The 16,539-nt window shown below is 49.7% G+C and carries 14 protein-coding genes; 4 read left to right on the forward strand and 10 right to left on the reverse strand.

The window, feature by feature from the left end; all coding sequences use genetic code 11:
• Window positions 1-139: 139 nt before the first annotated feature.
• Window positions 140-835: an aldehyde oxygenase (deformylating) gene (locus tag H6F72_RS10910; RefSeq protein ID WP_190434672.1), complete on the reverse strand. Its 696-nt coding sequence runs from the start codon at window positions 833-835 to the stop codon at window positions 140-142.
• 328 nt (window positions 836-1,163) lie between these two features.
• Between H6F72_RS10910 and H6F72_RS10915 the strand changes: the two genes are divergently transcribed.
• On the forward strand, window positions 1,164-2,045 hold the full coding sequence (locus H6F72_RS10915) for a carbohydrate ABC transporter permease (protein WP_370527480.1): 882 nt from the start codon (window positions 1,164-1,166) through the stop codon (window positions 2,043-2,045).
• Between the two features lie 86 nt (window positions 2,046-2,131).
• Window positions 2,132-2,398 carry a transporter suffix domain-containing protein gene (locus H6F72_RS10920; protein WP_190434675.1) on the forward strand — a complete coding sequence of 89 codons (267 nt, stop codon included), beginning with the start codon at window positions 2,132-2,134 and terminating at the stop codon, window positions 2,396-2,398.
• A 130-nt stretch (window positions 2,399-2,528) separates the two neighbouring features.
• On the opposite strand, the gene H6F72_RS10925 is transcribed toward H6F72_RS10920, so the two are convergent.
• Both H6F72_RS10925 and H6F72_RS10930 read right to left on the reverse strand, forming a co-directional pair.
• Window positions 2,529-3,605: a hypothetical protein gene (locus tag H6F72_RS10925; RefSeq protein WP_190434678.1), complete on the reverse strand. Its 1,077-nt coding sequence runs from the start codon at window positions 3,603-3,605 to the stop codon at window positions 2,529-2,531.
• Between the two features lie 126 nt (window positions 3,606-3,731).
• The gene (locus H6F72_RS10930) at window positions 3,732-4,217 is read right to left on the reverse strand and encodes a DUF4112 domain-containing protein (protein WP_190434681.1); all 486 of its coding nucleotides are present in this window, start codon (window positions 4,215-4,217) and stop codon (window positions 3,732-3,734) included.
• A 351-nt stretch (window positions 4,218-4,568) separates the two neighbouring features.
• On the opposite strand from H6F72_RS10930, the gene H6F72_RS10935 reads away from it, so the two are divergent.
• Window positions 4,569-5,444: an NAD(P)-dependent oxidoreductase gene (locus H6F72_RS10935; protein WP_190434684.1), complete on the forward strand. Its 876-nt coding sequence runs from the start codon at window positions 4,569-4,571 to the stop codon at window positions 5,442-5,444.
• 179 nt (window positions 5,445-5,623) lie between these two features.
• On the opposite strand, the gene H6F72_RS10940 is transcribed toward H6F72_RS10935, so the two are convergent.
• Together H6F72_RS10940 and H6F72_RS10945 are read right to left on the reverse strand one after the other, a co-directional pair.
• The gene (locus H6F72_RS10940; protein ID WP_190434686.1) at window positions 5,624-6,349 is read right to left on the reverse strand and encodes a hypothetical protein; all 726 of its coding nucleotides are present in this window, start codon (window positions 6,347-6,349) and stop codon (window positions 5,624-5,626) included.
• Window positions 6,350-6,730: 381 nt separating this feature from the next.
• Window positions 6,731-7,480, reverse strand: coding sequence for a DUF561 domain-containing protein (locus H6F72_RS10945; RefSeq protein WP_190434688.1), 750 nt, complete (start codon window positions 7,478-7,480; stop codon window positions 6,731-6,733).
• A 126-nt stretch (window positions 7,481-7,606) separates the two neighbouring features.
• Here H6F72_RS10945 and H6F72_RS10950 point away from each other — a divergent pair, with 126 nt between their 5' ends.
• Window positions 7,607-7,903, forward strand: a complete 297-nt coding sequence (locus tag H6F72_RS10950) for a peptidase (RefSeq protein ID WP_190434691.1) — start codon at window positions 7,607-7,609, stop codon at window positions 7,901-7,903.
• Between the two features lie 48 nt (window positions 7,904-7,951).
• Here the strand turns inward: H6F72_RS10950 and H6F72_RS10955 are convergent, their stop codons facing one another.
• From H6F72_RS10955 to H6F72_RS10975, 5 genes are all read right to left on the reverse strand, one after another.
• Window positions 7,952-8,914: a PRC-barrel domain-containing protein gene (locus H6F72_RS10955; protein ID WP_190434694.1), complete on the reverse strand. Its 963-nt coding sequence runs from the start codon at window positions 8,912-8,914 to the stop codon at window positions 7,952-7,954.
• A 53-nt stretch (window positions 8,915-8,967) separates the two neighbouring features.
• Window positions 8,968-12,585, reverse strand: coding sequence for a chromosome segregation protein SMC (gene smc / locus H6F72_RS10960; protein WP_199299029.1), 3,618 nt, complete (start codon window positions 12,583-12,585; stop codon window positions 8,968-8,970).
• Between the two features lie 114 nt (window positions 12,586-12,699).
• A complete protein-coding gene (locus H6F72_RS10965) occupies window positions 12,700-14,244 on the reverse strand; it encodes a hypothetical protein (RefSeq protein WP_190434697.1) in 1,545 nt (514 codons plus the stop codon).
• A gap of 5 nt (window positions 14,245-14,249) precedes the next feature.
• Window positions 14,250-14,411, reverse strand: coding sequence for a hypothetical protein (locus H6F72_RS10970; RefSeq protein ID WP_190434702.1), 162 nt, complete (start codon window positions 14,409-14,411; stop codon window positions 14,250-14,252).
• A 5-nt stretch (window positions 14,412-14,416) separates the two neighbouring features.
• Window positions 14,417-16,312: a potassium transporter TrkA gene (locus tag H6F72_RS10975; RefSeq protein ID WP_190434704.1), complete on the reverse strand. Its 1,896-nt coding sequence runs from the start codon at window positions 16,310-16,312 to the stop codon at window positions 14,417-14,419.
• Window positions 16,313-16,539 lie beyond the last annotated feature (227 nt).

Genomic DNA, 16,539 nt, shown 5'->3' on the forward strand with positions numbered 1-16,539 from the left:
GTTGGTAGGTTCTGATCGGCAAATTTGTGCAGGTACTAAATAGCGATCGCTCAGTAGAAAACAACTGACTCTGATCAAAAGGAAAGATTGGCAATGGATTCCCTCATCAGACTCCTGAGGTTGCCTAAATGTTCCTAACTTAGGCAGCAGCAAGGCCGTAGGCAGACATACGCATGATATCGCGAGTGCTAAAACCAATGTTGCTCAGCGCTTCGCCATACTGAATCATGAAGTCTTCTACCAAAGCTTCTTTTTCCATACTCAAAACCTGAGCGTCTTCTGCGACTTGGTTCAACATGCGCCAAACCAAAGGTAAGTTCTGACGATTCGCTACTTCTAGCTCAGCTTTGGCAGTTTCAAAGTTAGCTTTGAGCCATTCTTCCCCGTAGTTCAGATGACTGTACTCATCTTTGACTACGCCTTCGGTGATTTTACGCGCGAAGTCGTCAGCGACGGGAATATAAATGTTGTAAGCTGCGATCGCAAAGCACTCAATAATGAGGGATTGAATCAGCAAGCAAGTCACAATCTGGTTGTTTGCCGCTGCGACTTGAAAATTACCATGCAGGTCAGAGAAGAACTGACGAGCAAACTCCATATCTGGCGTGACTTGAAGATTACGACCACAGGCTTCAAAGCCTTTCTTATGGCGATTCTCCATTCTGGCTAGACTCACCAATTGATCGTGATTGTCCGGCAGCATTTCAGCCAGCTTCAGGTAATTTTCGTGAGCCTCTTGTTCGCCTTCAATCACAATCGCGTTAATCCGACTGTAGGCATCTTTGTAGGCTGCGCTATGGAAGTCAATTTCTAGACTGGCCTCAAGCTGCGGCATGGATCTCTTGTCTCCTCATCATGAATCAGTCGGTGATAGTTCGACTTGGTAGAACTATGGACTAAAGATTGTGACGGCAGAATGTAAATTATTAATTTACAACCTTAAGTTACTTTAACCTTTTTTAATGGCGGATCGACCAAGCAGAAAGTAGGAATATCACAAGTTGACCCGTGAGCCGATTACTAAGCAGTTGCATCGAGACTCACGCTACTGTCTATCTATGACCTTACAGCATGAATAAGTAAGAAAACTCACCCAATGGTCATATTTACCATAACTACAAGCGTACAGGATTACTAAACCAGCCGCACGAGGCGAACCGAGCGTGAGTCAGAATTTACCCGCAAAACTTAATGCCCCAGTCTCTTCTTCCGTCAAACCTGTCTGGAGTTGGGAGCGGACTTTAGCCTGGTTGAATGGCCTGCTGCTGCTCGTTGGGGCTGCAGTTATTTTGTCTCCCCTGGCTATTGTTTTCTGGACTTCCTTGACACCGAATCCCGCACTCAGAAATGTAGGTGAAAACCTCGCCTCAAGATGGTCTTGGGATAGTTATCGGGAAGCTTGGCAACGAGGCAACTTTCTGTTGGCTTTCGCCAATTCAACGTTGGTGGCGATCGCCGTAACAGGGTTGCAGACTCTCACATCTGCTTTAGCAGGTTACGCTTTGGCTCGCTTCCAGTTTTGGGGGCGGCAGGCAATTCTCTTGCTCGTCTTGGCTACACTCGTAATTCCGTTTCAACTGTTGGTGATTCCGGTTTTCCTGATTTTGAAGTGGGGTCACTTAATTAATACCTACGGAGCGCTGATTCTACCCACAGCAGCCAACGGATTTGGCATTTTTTTGCTGCGACAGTATTTCCAAACGATTCCGGTGGAACTAGAAGAAGCCGCAGCTTTAGACGGAGCGACTCGTTGGCAGATTTTGTGGCGGGTGATGCTGCCGTTAGCTCGTCCAGCTTTGGTGACGCTATTTCTGTTTACTTTTATTGGTGAGTGGAATGATTTATTCAAGCCGCTTGTGTTTACGACTCGCCCAGAATTGCAGACTGTCCAGTTATCTTTGGCCAGTTTTCAAGAGCAATTTACAAACAATTGGCCTTTGATGATGGCAGCGGTGGTAATCGCAACTGTTCCAGTGGTGCTGCTGTTTTTGGTGGGGCAGCGGCAGTTCATCCAAGGTATTGCCACTACAGGAATCAAAAACTAGATGGTAGTTTCTACTACAGCCTTAAATCTTCAACAGTGCATGAAGCGGCCTTTATACTGAAAGACTGGGGTTGCAGGGGTCAGAGCATGCAGAAGTTAGGCTGGGTTTTAGTGGGGGTGTCGTTTTTGCCCTGGGCTGCGATTCCGTTGGTCTTACCCCGGCTACCAATTACGACAACGCAAAAAACTTTACTGATCCCTGTACTGCTGGTATTAGCAGAGATTTTGTTTTGGCTGGGGCTGCTGATTGTGGGGAAGGAGGCGGCGCAGCGCTATAAACAGTTTTTCAATTTCAAGACTATTTGGCGATCGCTGAAGCGGGGGATTAATCGGTTGGGACGCAGTTTGAGGTAATCCGATCCTTGGGGGCACTCGCCCCCAAACCCCCGCTGAGGGACGGTTGCGTCCCCCAGACCCCCTCCAAACGAATCTAAGTATGAGTGTTTCGATGCTCTTGCTCTTTCTGTGTCTTACTCCTCACTCCTCACTCCTCACTCCTCACCCCTTCCCCTTCCTCATCCCTCAAGTCTGTTTGAATAGTGAGGCGGATTGTTCGGGAGGATTCTAGGCTACCGATTTGGGTTTCGACGACTTCTCCGGAGAGGTGGTTGAGGCAGCTAAGGAGCGATCGCAGGTGGGGGGTGCTGGCTCCGCTGTCTACGTAGAGACGATCGACTAAGCCTGTGACTCGTTTCCAGGTGGTGTAAAGCTTGGCGATAGTTTGTTCGAGCTGAGCGGCTTGGTTGACTAAATCAGCGGTGGAGCTAAGGGAGCCGATGCGGAGGGCTTCTTCTAGGGCGGCTTCTAAGTCTAGTGACTCGTTGTTGAGGGCTTGGACGTTGGTGGCGGCTTCTAGATATTTGGCTAGGTACTTGGCTTCAGAGGTGACTTGCTTAAGGGTGTCTACGTCTGGGCTTTCGGCTACGGTTTCGCGGAGTTCTGCCTGGTGCGACTCTGGCAACTTCTCCATTTCCCGCACGAATGGCGCTAGATAACGAGAGGGGATGGAGTTGGCGGCGGCTTTTTCTTTGATGACTTCTGGTAGCAAATCGGAGGTCATGGCAGTCCATTCGTCAGAGAGCTGCCGTACTTCGCGTCGGGTGATGCGATCGCCTCTTCGCGCTGCGTCACTCACCATTTGCTGCACTTCTGGCGCTGATTGAGCGGTTTCGACGAAGGCGCGTTTGCTAAAGCGCTCAACAGAATCGGTGTCGAGATAGCCGCCTTCTAGTAGAGTATCGGCGCTATCGGCTACCTCAATCAAGGAGTAAGCTTGGCTTTTGCTGATTTCTCGGTCTTGCAGCCACTTGAGGAATCCGGTGCCACGTCCTTCCCCTCCCCGTTTTTCGCGATCGCGGACGGTGCGCAAAATTCGACCTCGCCAAATGTCAGTTTGTAGGTCAAAGCGATCGCAAACTTGCCAAGCGGCTTCTACCCGTTGCTGAAATTCTAAATCTGGAATCTGCTCATCTTCTGGATCAGGCAGCTCGAAATTGAGTTCTAGTCCACCTTCTAGCGCAGCTTCGGCAAAGTCGGTGGGAAATTCAGGGGCTTGAACCATGAGAAACCATGTGCAGAAAACAGCCGGATCATTATGACATGCCTACAAGGGGTTGCCATGAGAAAAACTGACCAAAGTTGGTGCGTCTGCGATCGCTCAGGCCCATCACCAACTTTTCACTTAGCCTCAGCCACCCGTTAGTTGTCGGAAGAGCCAACTGAAGACTAAAAAGCTCAGTGTCACCACGCCAATAAATACAATGAGCAGTCCTAGCAGAGCTGCAATGACAACCCAGCGGTTCACTGAGCGGGCATTAGCGGGAGCAACCCTGAGGTGATCTTCAAGCAATGCGACGTTTTTGGTATTTGCTTTCCAAGTTACGTCTAGGAAATCCCCCAGTACAGGCACCGTGCCAGCCACCGTATCAAATAGCACGTTCGATACCATGCGGGTTAAGGTTTCTTGAGACACACCCAATTTGGCACCTTCCCAAATAATGTAGGCCGAGAATAAGAAGCTCGCTAAATCTCCGCCACCGGGTAAAAGCCCTAGGATGGGGTCAAGCCCAAAGCGGTAGCGAGTCCCCGGAATCGTAATCGAGTTGTCGAGCAGGTGGCTCAGGCTACGAATTCGCTTGAGCCGAGCAGTTTTGGCATCTGAATCGAGACGCATGGGAGGTAGCCAATTAGGTTGGCAATTTAGAGTACTAGAATCCTGCTATCTTGTCACGTCGCCATCCTAGGATTATTAACATTTCTGATACCAACTCATGCAAACAACACATAGCAAGAAGTTGTATCAAGAAACACTAGTAATGTTTGGCATAACTTAATTTCCCGAGCCAGAATATAAAACAGCTTAAGTCAAACCTCAGGGAAGATTATGGACCCTTTATTAGGTGCGCTAATCGCAGCAGCTACTGTTATTGCTTTACAAATTGCGACTTACAAACCACCCAAAGAAACAAAGAAAATTAGTGTAGTAATTAGTGGTAAGACATACGAAATTACTGAGAAATAAAGCTTGAAAAAACTGTTAATCACCGGAGCCAGTGGTTTTTTAGGGTGGCACCTGTGCCAAATTGCTCAGCGCCAGTGGGATGTCTATGGCACTTACTGTTCCCAAGCGATCGCAATGGTTGGCGTCACGGCTCTCAAAGTCGATATCAGCGATTTTGTCGCCCTCAAGCACTTGTTTGAAAGAGTTCAACCGGATGCAGTCATCCATTTAGCGGCACAATCTAGCCCCAACTATTGCCAAACCCATCCTGAAGCTTCACACGCAATTAACGTTACGGCTTCCTGCAACATTGCGGGGCTTTGTAGCGATCGCGTCATTCCTTGTGTGTTCTCTTCTACTGACTTAGTGTTTGATGGCCTCAATCCGCCTTACCGCGAAACTGATCCAGTTAATCCGGTGAATCTGTATGGCGAGCAAAAAGTATTAGCTGAGGCAGGGATGCGATCGCGTTACCCCCAAACTGCTATCTGCCGCATGCCCCTGATGTTTGGAGCGGCTAGCCCCACTGCTACCAGCTTCATGCAACCCTTTATCCAAATGCTTCGGGATGAGCAGGAGCTATGCCTGTTTACTGATGAGTTTCGCACTCCTGCCAGTGGTACGACAGCCGCTCAAGGACTCCTACTAGCGCTTGAAAAGGTGCAAGGCTATATGCATTTGGGTGGGGAAGAACGCATCTCCCGTTATGAGTTTGGCCGCTTACTAGTAGAAGTGCTGGGATTACCAGAAACAGGACTCAAAGCGGGCCGCCAACAAGATGTAAAAATGGCTGCCCCTAGACCGCCCGATGTTTCTCTCGATAGCTCGCTGGCCTTTTCGCTAGGCTATGCGCCGTTGTCTCTACGCGAAGAATTAGAGGCATTAAGAGGTAGGGTCTAGGCGATCGCGTCTAGGGCTTCTATCACAGCCATGGACAGTATTTATTTTGCTCGCATCGTTACCAATAACTAAGCAAAGCTGACGACTAAGCTCACTCACTCCCGAAAGCACAGCGAGCGAAGCAAGGAAAGCTTTAGACGGTCAGGTGCATCGTCTTGTTTGGTGGCTATTGGTCAATTTCAGGATGGGAATTGTTCATACCAATGCGGTTTAAATTGCCTAGAAGCGTAAAAGTAGTCAACTATCGCTTTGGCAAATGGAAGGACGTAAGGCACAGGCTCATTGACAAGTTTGCTCCAAATAGATTGATTGGAATAACCAACGTGTTCTCTATCAACCGTTTTCATATGGATAATGTTGTTGCGTAGCTCTTCCAGAGCAACAAAATCGTGCCATACCTTTGTTCCCTTTGGAGAAGACATTCCACTTATGGCTGGTAGAATATCACCCAATTTTGTCCGTAGGCTTAAAGACCGTTCGATTTGTACCTTGTTATAAACCTCGCTGCATTTGGACTTAGGTATTGTGTAAACGAAGTCGTCTGGTATCTCTTCGTTTGCGAACGCTTCAAGCGCAGTATAGGCAAAGACTACTGATGCCATTATTTCTTCTAGATACGAGAAAACATCTTCATCGGCAAGAAAATGTGAGTCTGGGCCAGAAGAAAATGTTTGGGCGGCAACGCGAGCTGCCTCATAATGCCTTCTGGACAAGTTAAGAAACAAAGCAGTTGCATTTGGAATTGGAAAGGCAACACGATTAGCTTTGTAATCTATTTCAGCGACTCCTTTACCAATTGCTCCAACTGGTAGGGAAGTATTGCTGCCTGGCAGTGTTGCCGGCGCTGTAAGGCGCACCACGATATGACAGCGCCAGTCTACCTTTGTTAAGTGTCCCTCTTCCATTTCAATCCTTTAGCCTTGGACCGAGTAGTTTATCGAATCTACCAGATGCGACGAAGTCGCGCTCAGCCGCCGAACTATCATTAAATTGAAACTTTCCGTATAACTTGTGAAAAAAGGCAGATAGGCAAGTAGTTTCTGTATAACAGCCCGAATCAGTTTGATATGCAGAACGACTCTGCATATTTGTGGATTCAGTAGACCTCTTTTACAAATCCGATAGGAAGCATAATGAGTCCTAAGCAGTGATTATTACTTCCTGAACTGAAACGGGCTACATTTGAAATCGGGCTTGAATGCGATCGCTTCAAAAACATAGCCAGAGAAGAAGTTTGCAGATACTCCTCTCTGGCTACGATTTTTAAGGATAAGTTGCGATCGCGCTTACACAGTTACTTGAGCACGGCTCACAGTTGCTAGCGCTTCTACCAAGCTGCGAACCACTGCAATCATGGCAACTTCACTGTTGAGTTGGTTCACTGCAGAACCTACACCTACACCAGCCGCGCCAGCCGCGATCGCCAGCGGTGCTGTGACGCTAGACAAACCAGAGGCACAGAGGACAGGAACGCTAACCGCACGAGAAATTTCTGCGGCGGCTGCCAGGGTGGGAGCGGCTTTCTCGATTAGGCCCAAGGTGCCAGGGTGAGCGGGAGCGCTGCTGGTGCCGCCTTCCGTTTGAATGATGTCTGCACCAGCTTTCACCAATTCTTCTGCCAACTGCACTTGCTGGTCGAGGGGCAGAATGTGAGGCACGGTCACAGATAAAGTGATGTCAGGCAGGAGAGCGCGGGTGGCTTTGGTCAGAGCCAACACTTCCTCTGCCTCAAAGCGACGACCTTGAGCGTAGAAGCTATCAAAGTTGCCAATTTCGATTAAGTCAGCACCTGCTTCGACTGCGGCCACAAATTGCTCAGGTTCTACCGCAGAAACGCAGAGCGGCAGACTGATAGCTTGACGCACTTGGCGTACGAGTTCAGGATCAGCAGCGATATCAACGAACGTCGCGCCACCCAGCTCAGCCGCTTTAGCAACTGCTAAAACGTTCTCTGCATCAAAATTATGCAAACCGCTGATAATTTTGAGCGCACGGCCTTGCTCGAAAGCGCTTTGTAGCGTGGGAAGAATGGTCATGATCCATCTCAAGGTAAAAAACGTATGGATCATTTTGGCATTCCTAGTAGCTGGATACTAGTCCCTGCTGAAAGTTACATTACAAGCAGGCTGAACATTCCCACCCTATAGAGCAGGAACTACTCTATGAATCGCTTAAATCGTTTGGTGCGGCAATATCACCGCAAAATTGCTTTAGTTCTGGCCTTACCCCTGCTCCTGACAGTATTGACTGGCATGGCCTACACGATCTTGGTGGAGTGGTTTCAGCAAGGAGCGATCGCGCCAACCATTCTCAGTCTGCATAACGGTGAGATTTTTCGTTTAGGCGGCATTTACCCGATTCTGAATGGTTTGGGGTTGTTAGGGTTGCTGGCAACAGGCTTACCTATGACCAGTTTGTTTTCCAAACGGCGCACACAAAAAGAAGCCAGCGATCGCTAGCTTCCTTGGCATTTCATTCATAAATTGAAGAGAAAAAGGAGCGAGGGCTTAGAATCCTTCTTCCTCGTACTCAGGCGCTTTGGTTTTCTCAGGAATGTTTAGCTTTTGCGGTTTGTAAGGCTTGTCATCGGCCCAGGCATCTTCTACTATCTCTTCTTCGTAGGTGCCCGCAAAATCATCTTCGTAGTCATCATCGTAGCTGGAGGTATAGCGATCGCGATCGGTGGCTTCGCTCCAGTTGTCCTCTTCGTCGTAGTAAGCAGGCTCGACTTGGCGTTGCTGACGCAGTTGCTTCGGAGCGGGTTGACTTCCCCAGTCATCTTCACTCCAAGCTTCTTCCACTACAGGCTGCGGGGTACGTAGGGGTTGCTGCATCGTGGGAATCCGCACGCCACTACCTAGTTGGTTTTCGGCGGGAGTGGTGGGCAGAATGTAGTCTTCCTCTTCCTCGCGTTCCCAAGGGGCACGACCAATGCCGATGCGCTCTAGCAGACCCACGGTGAGTTGTGTGACTCGCTCTTCTGCTCCTTCAAACACAATCAGGCGATCGGGGCCACTGCTGACAATTTCTTCAATTGGCAACTCGTAGGTGCTAACGACTTGGTCAGGAATCAGTGGCACTCCTAAGGTGGCAATAATCAAAGAATAAACTTTGCCATCCTCAACGTTGAAGCGGAAGCCACGTACCCGACCCAGCATTTCACCCGTTTCTGTAATCACTTCGCTATTGATCAGGGTGCTATAGCCGTCAATATTGATGTCGTCAAGGACGGTGTCGTTGTCGACCAGGGCCACATCGCCAATCTGACGAATGCTGCTCAAGCTCATAAACTGAGGCATGTTACCTAGGACGCCGGAAAGCAGGTTTTCCCGGAGGCCGAGCGCGACGACTTCCCGCCGATCCACGTCAACCCACAACTGACTGACGACTCCCAAACGCTTACCGGTATCGCGGGTAATCACTTGAGTGCCAAGGAGATCGGAGCGTTGCCAGATTTTGTCAGATGTCATTATGTCCGAGTCCTGATCGTGAATCCTAGCTATTAAGTATCAATATTACTAAATCATACCGAGGCACTTTGAGGCTCTAGTTTAATGCCTATAACTTGAGTATGCGCCCCACGAGCTTGGGTAACGCCAATCGTGCGCTCAGCAGACTCAATCATAGGACGGCGAAGACTCACTACAATAAACTGCGCTTGTTGGGCCTGTTGCCTAATCATTCTAGCTAATCGCTCCACGTTTGCTCCATCCAAGAACATGTCTACCTCGTCAAAGGCATAGAACGGTGAGGGACGGTAGCGTTGTAGAGCAAAGATAAAACTGAGCGCTGTCAGGGATTTTTCACCCCCCGACATCGAGGCGAGTCGTTGCACAGGTTTGCCTTTCGGGTGTGCAACTAGATTTAAGCCACTATTAAATGGATCCTGGTGATCATCCAGTTGCAAATGCCCGTCGCCATCGGAGAGTTCGGCAAAGATCACTTGGAAATTCGCATTCACCGCATCGAATGCTTCTTTGAAGGCTCGCTGCCGCAGAGTAGTGAAGTTCTCAATCCGCAATAACAGCTCGGTGCGTTCTTCTTCCAGAATGGTGAGCTTTTGCGTCAGTTCTTCTAGACGGGCTTGGGTGCGATCGTACTCTTCTAGGGCCAGCATGTTGACAGGCTCCATCGCCTGAATCCGCTTTTGCAGCGATCGCAACTCCTGCTGCAACTGCTCTAAACCTAGATTTTCAGGAAGTTCAGGTAATGGATCGGGCAAGTCTGCTTGTTGTTCGGTGAGCTGTTGCTGAAGTTCTGCCAACTGTTGCCGCTGGGCGAGGAGGGTTTCTTGCAGTTTTTGCCGCTGCCACTCTAGTTGTTGTTGAGCGGTTTGTCGTTCGCGCAGTTGTCGCTCTAGGCGATCGCGGGCTTGTTTAGAAACCCCCAACGTTTTCTCTAAGGTCGCGAGTTCAGCTTGGGTTTGAGCAATCTGCCGCTGGAGCGCGGCTTGTTGTTCGCTTAGGCCAGCTTGCTGATTTACTTGGGTCGTTTGCTGAGTGCGATACTCTTGCAGGCGGGTTTGGCCTTGCTGCACCTTTTCTTGCAAACGTTGTTGTTGATTTTCCAGGTCTTTGAGTCGTTGTTCAGCGGCACGCAACGCTAACTCTCGCTCATGCAGTTGGGCTTCTTGAGCCCGAATCGCAACCTGAATTTGCTGCCACTCACTATGGGTCTGCGACTGCTCTAACTCAGCCAGGGTTTGCCGCCATATTTGCAGTTGTGCTTCTTGGGTGGGAATGTCAGTTTCTAGAGTTTGTAGCCGCGTCTGAGCCGTGGCTAACTCTTGAGAGTTTTGCTGAAGTTGGGTTTCTAGTTGCGATCGCTGCTGGGTAAGGCTCTTTAGCTCTTTTTGCACCTGCTCGACTTGCAGTTGGTTTTCCCGATGAGCTTGGCGAGCTTCAATTAGCTCTTGCGATCGCTGCTTCACTGCAACCGAAGCTTTGGCGATCTCATTGGTGCAACGGTTAAGGATGCGATCGATCTCTTGTAAGCGTTTTTTCAGCTCTACAATTTCTGCCGATTCCATAGGGTCAGCCTTACCGAAATGGATCGCATAACGGCTATCGCTACTGCCCCCGCTCATCGCACCACTAACTTCTAGCAATTCGCCATCTAGCGTCACTATGCGGTGCTTCCCTAAATGACGCCGCGCATCCTTCAAAGTCTCGAAGACAATTGTGTAGCCAAACACATAGGCAAACACATCAAGATAGCGCGGATCGCATTCGATTAGGTTTACGGCGTAGTCCACAAAGCCAGAACCAATCCGTTCCCAAGGCGCATTGGAAATCCGAGGGGCTTGGATTTTGTTGAGCGGTAGAAAAGTGGCTCGTCCCGCCCGCTTTTGCTTTAGCAGCTCAATCCCAGCCGCCGCTACGGCATCATCTTCCACGACTAACTGGCCTAAGCGACCACCTGCCGCAGTTTCTAAAGCCAACTGATACTGTGGCTCCACTCGACCCAGTTGCGCTACCAAACCGCAGACACCGGGCATCCCGGTTTGAAGAATCAGCCGCGTTGCATGAGTTCCTTGTGATTCCTGGGCGGCTTGTGCTTGGGCTTCTAGTTTATCTAGGCGGCGATGCTTCTCTCGTTGCTCTTGTAGTAAGCGGGTTTCGGTCTCTTTTTGGATTTGTAGATTTTGCTCAGTGCTTGCGACGGCTTGGGCGAGTTCTTGCACCTTCTGAGCTAAGCGATCGCGCATCTCACTTTGCTGGGTGGCGATCGCTTCCTTCTCAGCTATTTCCTGAACGACCGACTGCAATAACTGAGTCTGTTCTTGAATCTGCCGCTCTAGTTGCGTCGTCCGTTCCCGTAACTGTGCTTGCTCGGTGCGTTGCGGTTCCAAGGTTTGCAGCAGTGTGTCAATCTGTTGGTGCAGGCTGGTTTGTTGCTGCACCCAAACTTCGGAGGCAGAGGCGATCGCACTAGCAGCTTCGCGGTTTTGATTTAAGGCACTCTCCGCCTCATCCCGCGCTTTTTGTAGAGGGGCTAGGCTTTGGGTTCCTGTGGTTTGTTGCTGAGCCAGGTTTTCCAGAGTCTTGAGATGTTCCTGGATTTCCTGCTGCATTCTGGTCAGATTTGCCGCCGTTTCTTGACTGGCTTTGGTCAAATCTAGCTCTTGTCTTTGCAGTTGCCGTAACTCAGCTTCACGGGTAGCAAGGGTAGCTTGAAGCGCAAGCTGTTCTTCCTCACCTAAGGCTTTCACCCGACTGTTAAGTTCTTCTAGTTCTGCTGTGGCTTGTTGTACTTCAGCCGCAACCGTAGTCAGTTGTGCGGCCAGTTCTGTTGTCTGGCGATCGCCTGCTTCAATCTGCTGATGTAGGCCCTGTGCCTGCCGTTGCTGAGTGCGCCAAGCCAGTACGCCTTCCCACTGTTCTTTGGCTTGCAGTTCTTTACGTAATTTCTGATATTTCTCAGCTTTGACGCGGTCTTGCGCCAAGCGATCGCGCTGCACCACTAATTCATTTTCGACAATGCGAAAGCGGTCCTCGCGTTCTTTAACCGCATCAAGCTTGTCTTTGGCTTGAATAATCTTGCGATCGAAGGATGCCACCCCAGCCAGCTCATCAATGATGGCGCGACGCTCGCGGGGGTTCATCGAAATGATGCTGGTTACGTCCCCTTGGAGCACCACGTTGTAACCTTCCGGGTAAATCCGTAGCCGATTTAGATGCTCATGCAGTTCAGTGAGGGTGCAAGGTTCCCCGTTGATGTAGTAGTTGGAAGTGTAGGTGCCTTGCTGCGTTACCCGGAGCTTTCGCGTTACGGTCCAGTCACTCGACTCCGGACTTTGCAGCTTAAACTTGTTCTCCGAGTTGGGGTTCTCAGCCGCTAGGTTCGGGAGTTCGTCTTCGAGATCAAAAGTGACGGTGACACTGGCTTCAACGGTAGAGCGTCCGCGTGCAGTTTGTTGGTTGTTGACCAAGTCAGGCAGTCGCTCAGCCCGCATTCCCTTGGAACTAGACAAGCCTAAAGCAAACAGCAACGCATCCAAAATATTAGATTTTCCTGATCCGTTTGGTCCCGAGACCACAGTAAAACCAGGGAGCAACGGGACTGGAGTCGTGCCGCCAAAAGATTTGAAATTGGAGAGTTCTACCCGCTTGACGTACACCACTAGCGAAGCTTCTAGCAAGTACAAATTTACTAACTACTGTACCAGATGACAATCACCAGATGACAATAATGTCCAACAGAGTAGCACGAGCCTATTCAGATGGAGTCAAAAATTCAACAATTTCCTGAAGCCTTACAGCGATCGCGCCAACTGAGCTGAATTGGCATCTGTGAGACGAATCTGTACTTGCTCTCCTAAGTTCAGGCGATCGTATTCCTCGCAAGGCAGGTTCCATGCTCCTGATTTGGCTTCAGGTTTTTGAAACCAACCGTTTTTCACTAGGTAGCTGCCAGATAAACGGCAAGTGGCACGAGTAGCTGAAATTCTTTGAGGAGGCAACTGTACTAGATTGATGTCGATGGAACGTCGCTCAGCCGCATCCTGACCCACTCGCTGATGGGTCTGTTGGGGCACCCACTCTTTGACACGATAAGTCATCCAGGTGTCATGCACTGGAACTGTTGCCATAATGGGCTTTTGCACAGGCACGACACGAGTGCTAAAGATTGGAACTTCACGCGTATGCTCCACTTGCCGAGTGCTGTAGACTGGGACTTCGCGCCTATGCTTCACTTGTCGAGTGCTAAAGATTGGGACGGTACGAGTTCGGGGAATTTTGCGAGTGCTATAAAGCAGAATAGTGCGAGTGCGGGGAATTTTGCGGGTACTGTAAACCGGAATCTCATGGCAAACTCGCTTGCCCAGCCCGTTACCTTGACTGGTGACTTTACACTCCGACTTAGTACCCGATTGGTAGCGCTCCGAATCGTAATAAGTCTCAGTACGAGTGCCGCTTTGATATTCTTCCGAGTCGTAATAAGTCTCGGTGCGAGTACCGCTTTGATATTGTTCTGGTTGAGTATAAATCTCAGTACGAGTGCCGCTCTGATATTGCTCTGGTTCGTAGTAAGTCTCGGTGCGAGTGCCACTTTGGTACTGCTCGCTCACCATGACTGTACGCACACCTTGCCGTTTTTGGCTTACCCCTCGCTGTTTCCGAATGGATTTGAGAATAGTGGCATTGGTTGGAACCGACTCATCCCAGCCTTGGCGAGTAGATGTCTTCTGTGTTTGCACATCTACCTCGACGGTCCACTGCAAGTCAGTGACCTGCACTTTCAGCAAGGTAGGATCCTTGGTGCCCACAGACTCAACTGCACCATTCCAGAAAACGCCACTGACTACAGTCAGTCCTAGGGCTCCAGCTGTTAGCCAGCCTAATCGACTATTGTTTCCTGACGGGTTAAAGCCGTTGGAGGGTGAGTGGTCCATTGAACGTGAGGGAGCAATGGTAGGAGACTCGCTCTGACGCTGTACTAGCTCTCCAATCACGGATAAACTTGGGGCTTGCTGATCTGCTGCTGAATCGCCGGTAATGCCTCCCACCGCAGAGATTTGATAGCTGTTGCAATTACTGCACTGTAAAAGTTCGGCAGACAGCCCTACATCTTCATTGACGGCTTCACAGACCTTACAAACCCAAAAAGGCGGGCGATTGATTAAACTGGGGTCCGTAATTAGCTGACTATCTGACGCTTCGTACAGTTTTACGGCTTCTGTACGCCAATAGAAACAGCTGGGGCAGCGATTCCCCTGAGAGTTGAAGACAGCACTGATATGAAGTTGTCCACAATGAGGGCAATCCCAAAACAATTCTACGTATTCAACTGTTTCCATAGGGCTTAGGGAGCTTGAAGTTGGTAGGTGCTACAAGCCAATAACTTCTGAGAACGGAAAAATTCTCGTTTAGGTGTACTAACAATCGTGAATTTTCGTGAGCAAGATTTAGTGGCTATGTCGAGTGTTTCTATAGAGAGCGATCGCCCCAAATCTCCTAATCGCATAGCTTTTAGCTTTCAGCTAAGAGAATGATAGTGTCTTGAGACGAAAAGGTGATGGGCTGGTCTTTTTTGGGATTGATTACCACACCGTAAGCTCTAGCCACATTATTAGCATCAGCTTTGCAACGGTAACCGATCGCCGATTCCCCTCGTTGTCTGGCTGCCTCAACCACGGTGTAGAAATTCATAGGTTGAGCGATCGCCACATAATCATCTACTGGCTTCAGGTAAATCTCAGAACCTTCTGGGTTGAAGAGGTCAGCGAATACGGCATTTAAGCTTTTTTGTTCTGCCACTTGAGCCAACATTCGACTGATGATCTGCTCACTAATGACAAAATCATCGGGTCGCGCCACCTGAGCTAAAGCTTGGTTCCGTACATCCAGAATTTCTGTGACGATTTGGAAATCGTGGTTGTGGCGATTAGCGATATCCCGCAGGTGCAGTAGTCTGACAAGCGTTTCGGCATCTGACTCCTCAGGATCGAGATCCGGATTGCACAAAACCACGACATGGTCATATTGAGTCAAGTTCAGGCTCTCTAGGACCCGGCGATCGGTGGGGTCTCCAGCGCGATACTGCATCGTTTGTTTCTGTAACTTGAGGGTTTCCGCTGAGAGGTCAACCTCTGCTTCCGGAAACCCAGGAGCCACGGTCACTGTAGAACTAGGGGCAACGTATTGATCGAGCTGCTGGATGATTTCAACGACGCGATCGTTCCAACCCAAAATTAAGGTATGTTCGGCGGCAGCTGGAGGACGATTGCTCAACTGAATCGCTGATACATTGATGGGTGGCTCTGAGTGAGTAGAGAGCTGCATGGTGTCGTCATCTTCGCTAATCAAGATGAGTTGCTCACCTGGTTGGAGCGGTGTTTCTACAGGGGGGTTGAGCTGAATGGTGCCATCAGTATGTTTAATCCCAATCACCGTGGAATCGTTGTAAGCCAGAAGCGCTTTACCATAGGGCTGTCCTTGCAGCGTTGGCTCGGTTCTGAAGTAGATTTCGTTGCCGCTGAAATCGAGCAGATCCATGTAAACAAGGGACAAGCCTGATTGCCGACAAGTTTGCACCACGATGCGCGAAATTAGATCGTTGGTCAGCAGTATCTCTACTTCGTTCTGCCCTACCAAGTTAATGACATCCAGACTCTTGGGATTCTGAACTTGGGCAACGATGTGATAAGGCTGAGGCAGCGATCGCGGAATATTAGTAATGGCAAGCAGGGTTTTAACGAGTTGCGTATCCGCCCGTTGGTTGTGGGGGCTGAGAATAATGATGGAGCGCGCAGTCTGAATACTCACCATACCGAGATCTGCCATGCTGCTAGGGCTTCCGGTACGGCAAACTAAGCGAATGCGGGGCAGCTTACCCAACGTATCGGCTAAGGCAATATCCATCTGCATCTTGTCTTCTTCACTCAGGACGACAATGCAGGTATCCGGTCGATTGGCATTAGCTAGAGCTAGTTCAGAAATGAGTGTGAAGACTTGAAGCGACCAGCCTAAAATCACAATGTGGTCGGTTTCAATTACCCGCGATCGCCCTTTGCGGAGGTCTTCTAGCTTGGTGTCGATACCACTACTAAGCAGACCAATCAGGGTACTGACTACAAAAATGCCACCAAAGGTGACAAACAGCATTGCAAAGCGGAAGACCCAACCTGTATCACCGCCTACGGTACCTGAGTCTAAGGTTCGCATCAAAACTCCCCAGATAGCTTCGGGGAGACTGAGGCGATCGCCACCCTCTGGAGCAATCCCACTCAAGCTAACCAGGAATGCCATCAACAGGATAAATGCCAGAGACACCAACGCCAGTCCGCTAACGAGGGATACGGTACCTCTGGACATAAAGTTGTCGAATCTGTAGCGCAAGCGGTCTGCGATGGCAATTTTGCCCATTGTGGTAACAATTCCTTAACGGCTATAAAGAGGTTTCACCCATTTGGCCTCAAGACCATAGACACTCGCTTGCTTTGAAGGTGCCCTGACATGCTAAGCGGTGTAAAAAGTATTCCCCGTATGGCTATTATTGCCACATATCCTGGCCAGGAATGGAGCCAATGATGAAGAACTTAGTCGCCTGCCTAATTTTCCTGGGGGCTGTTGGGGTTGCAGTAGGAGTTTGT

This window comes from Trichocoleus sp. FACHB-46, assembly GCF_014695385.1.
Lineage (GTDB): Bacteria > Cyanobacteriota > Cyanobacteriia > FACHB-46 > FACHB-46 > Trichocoleus.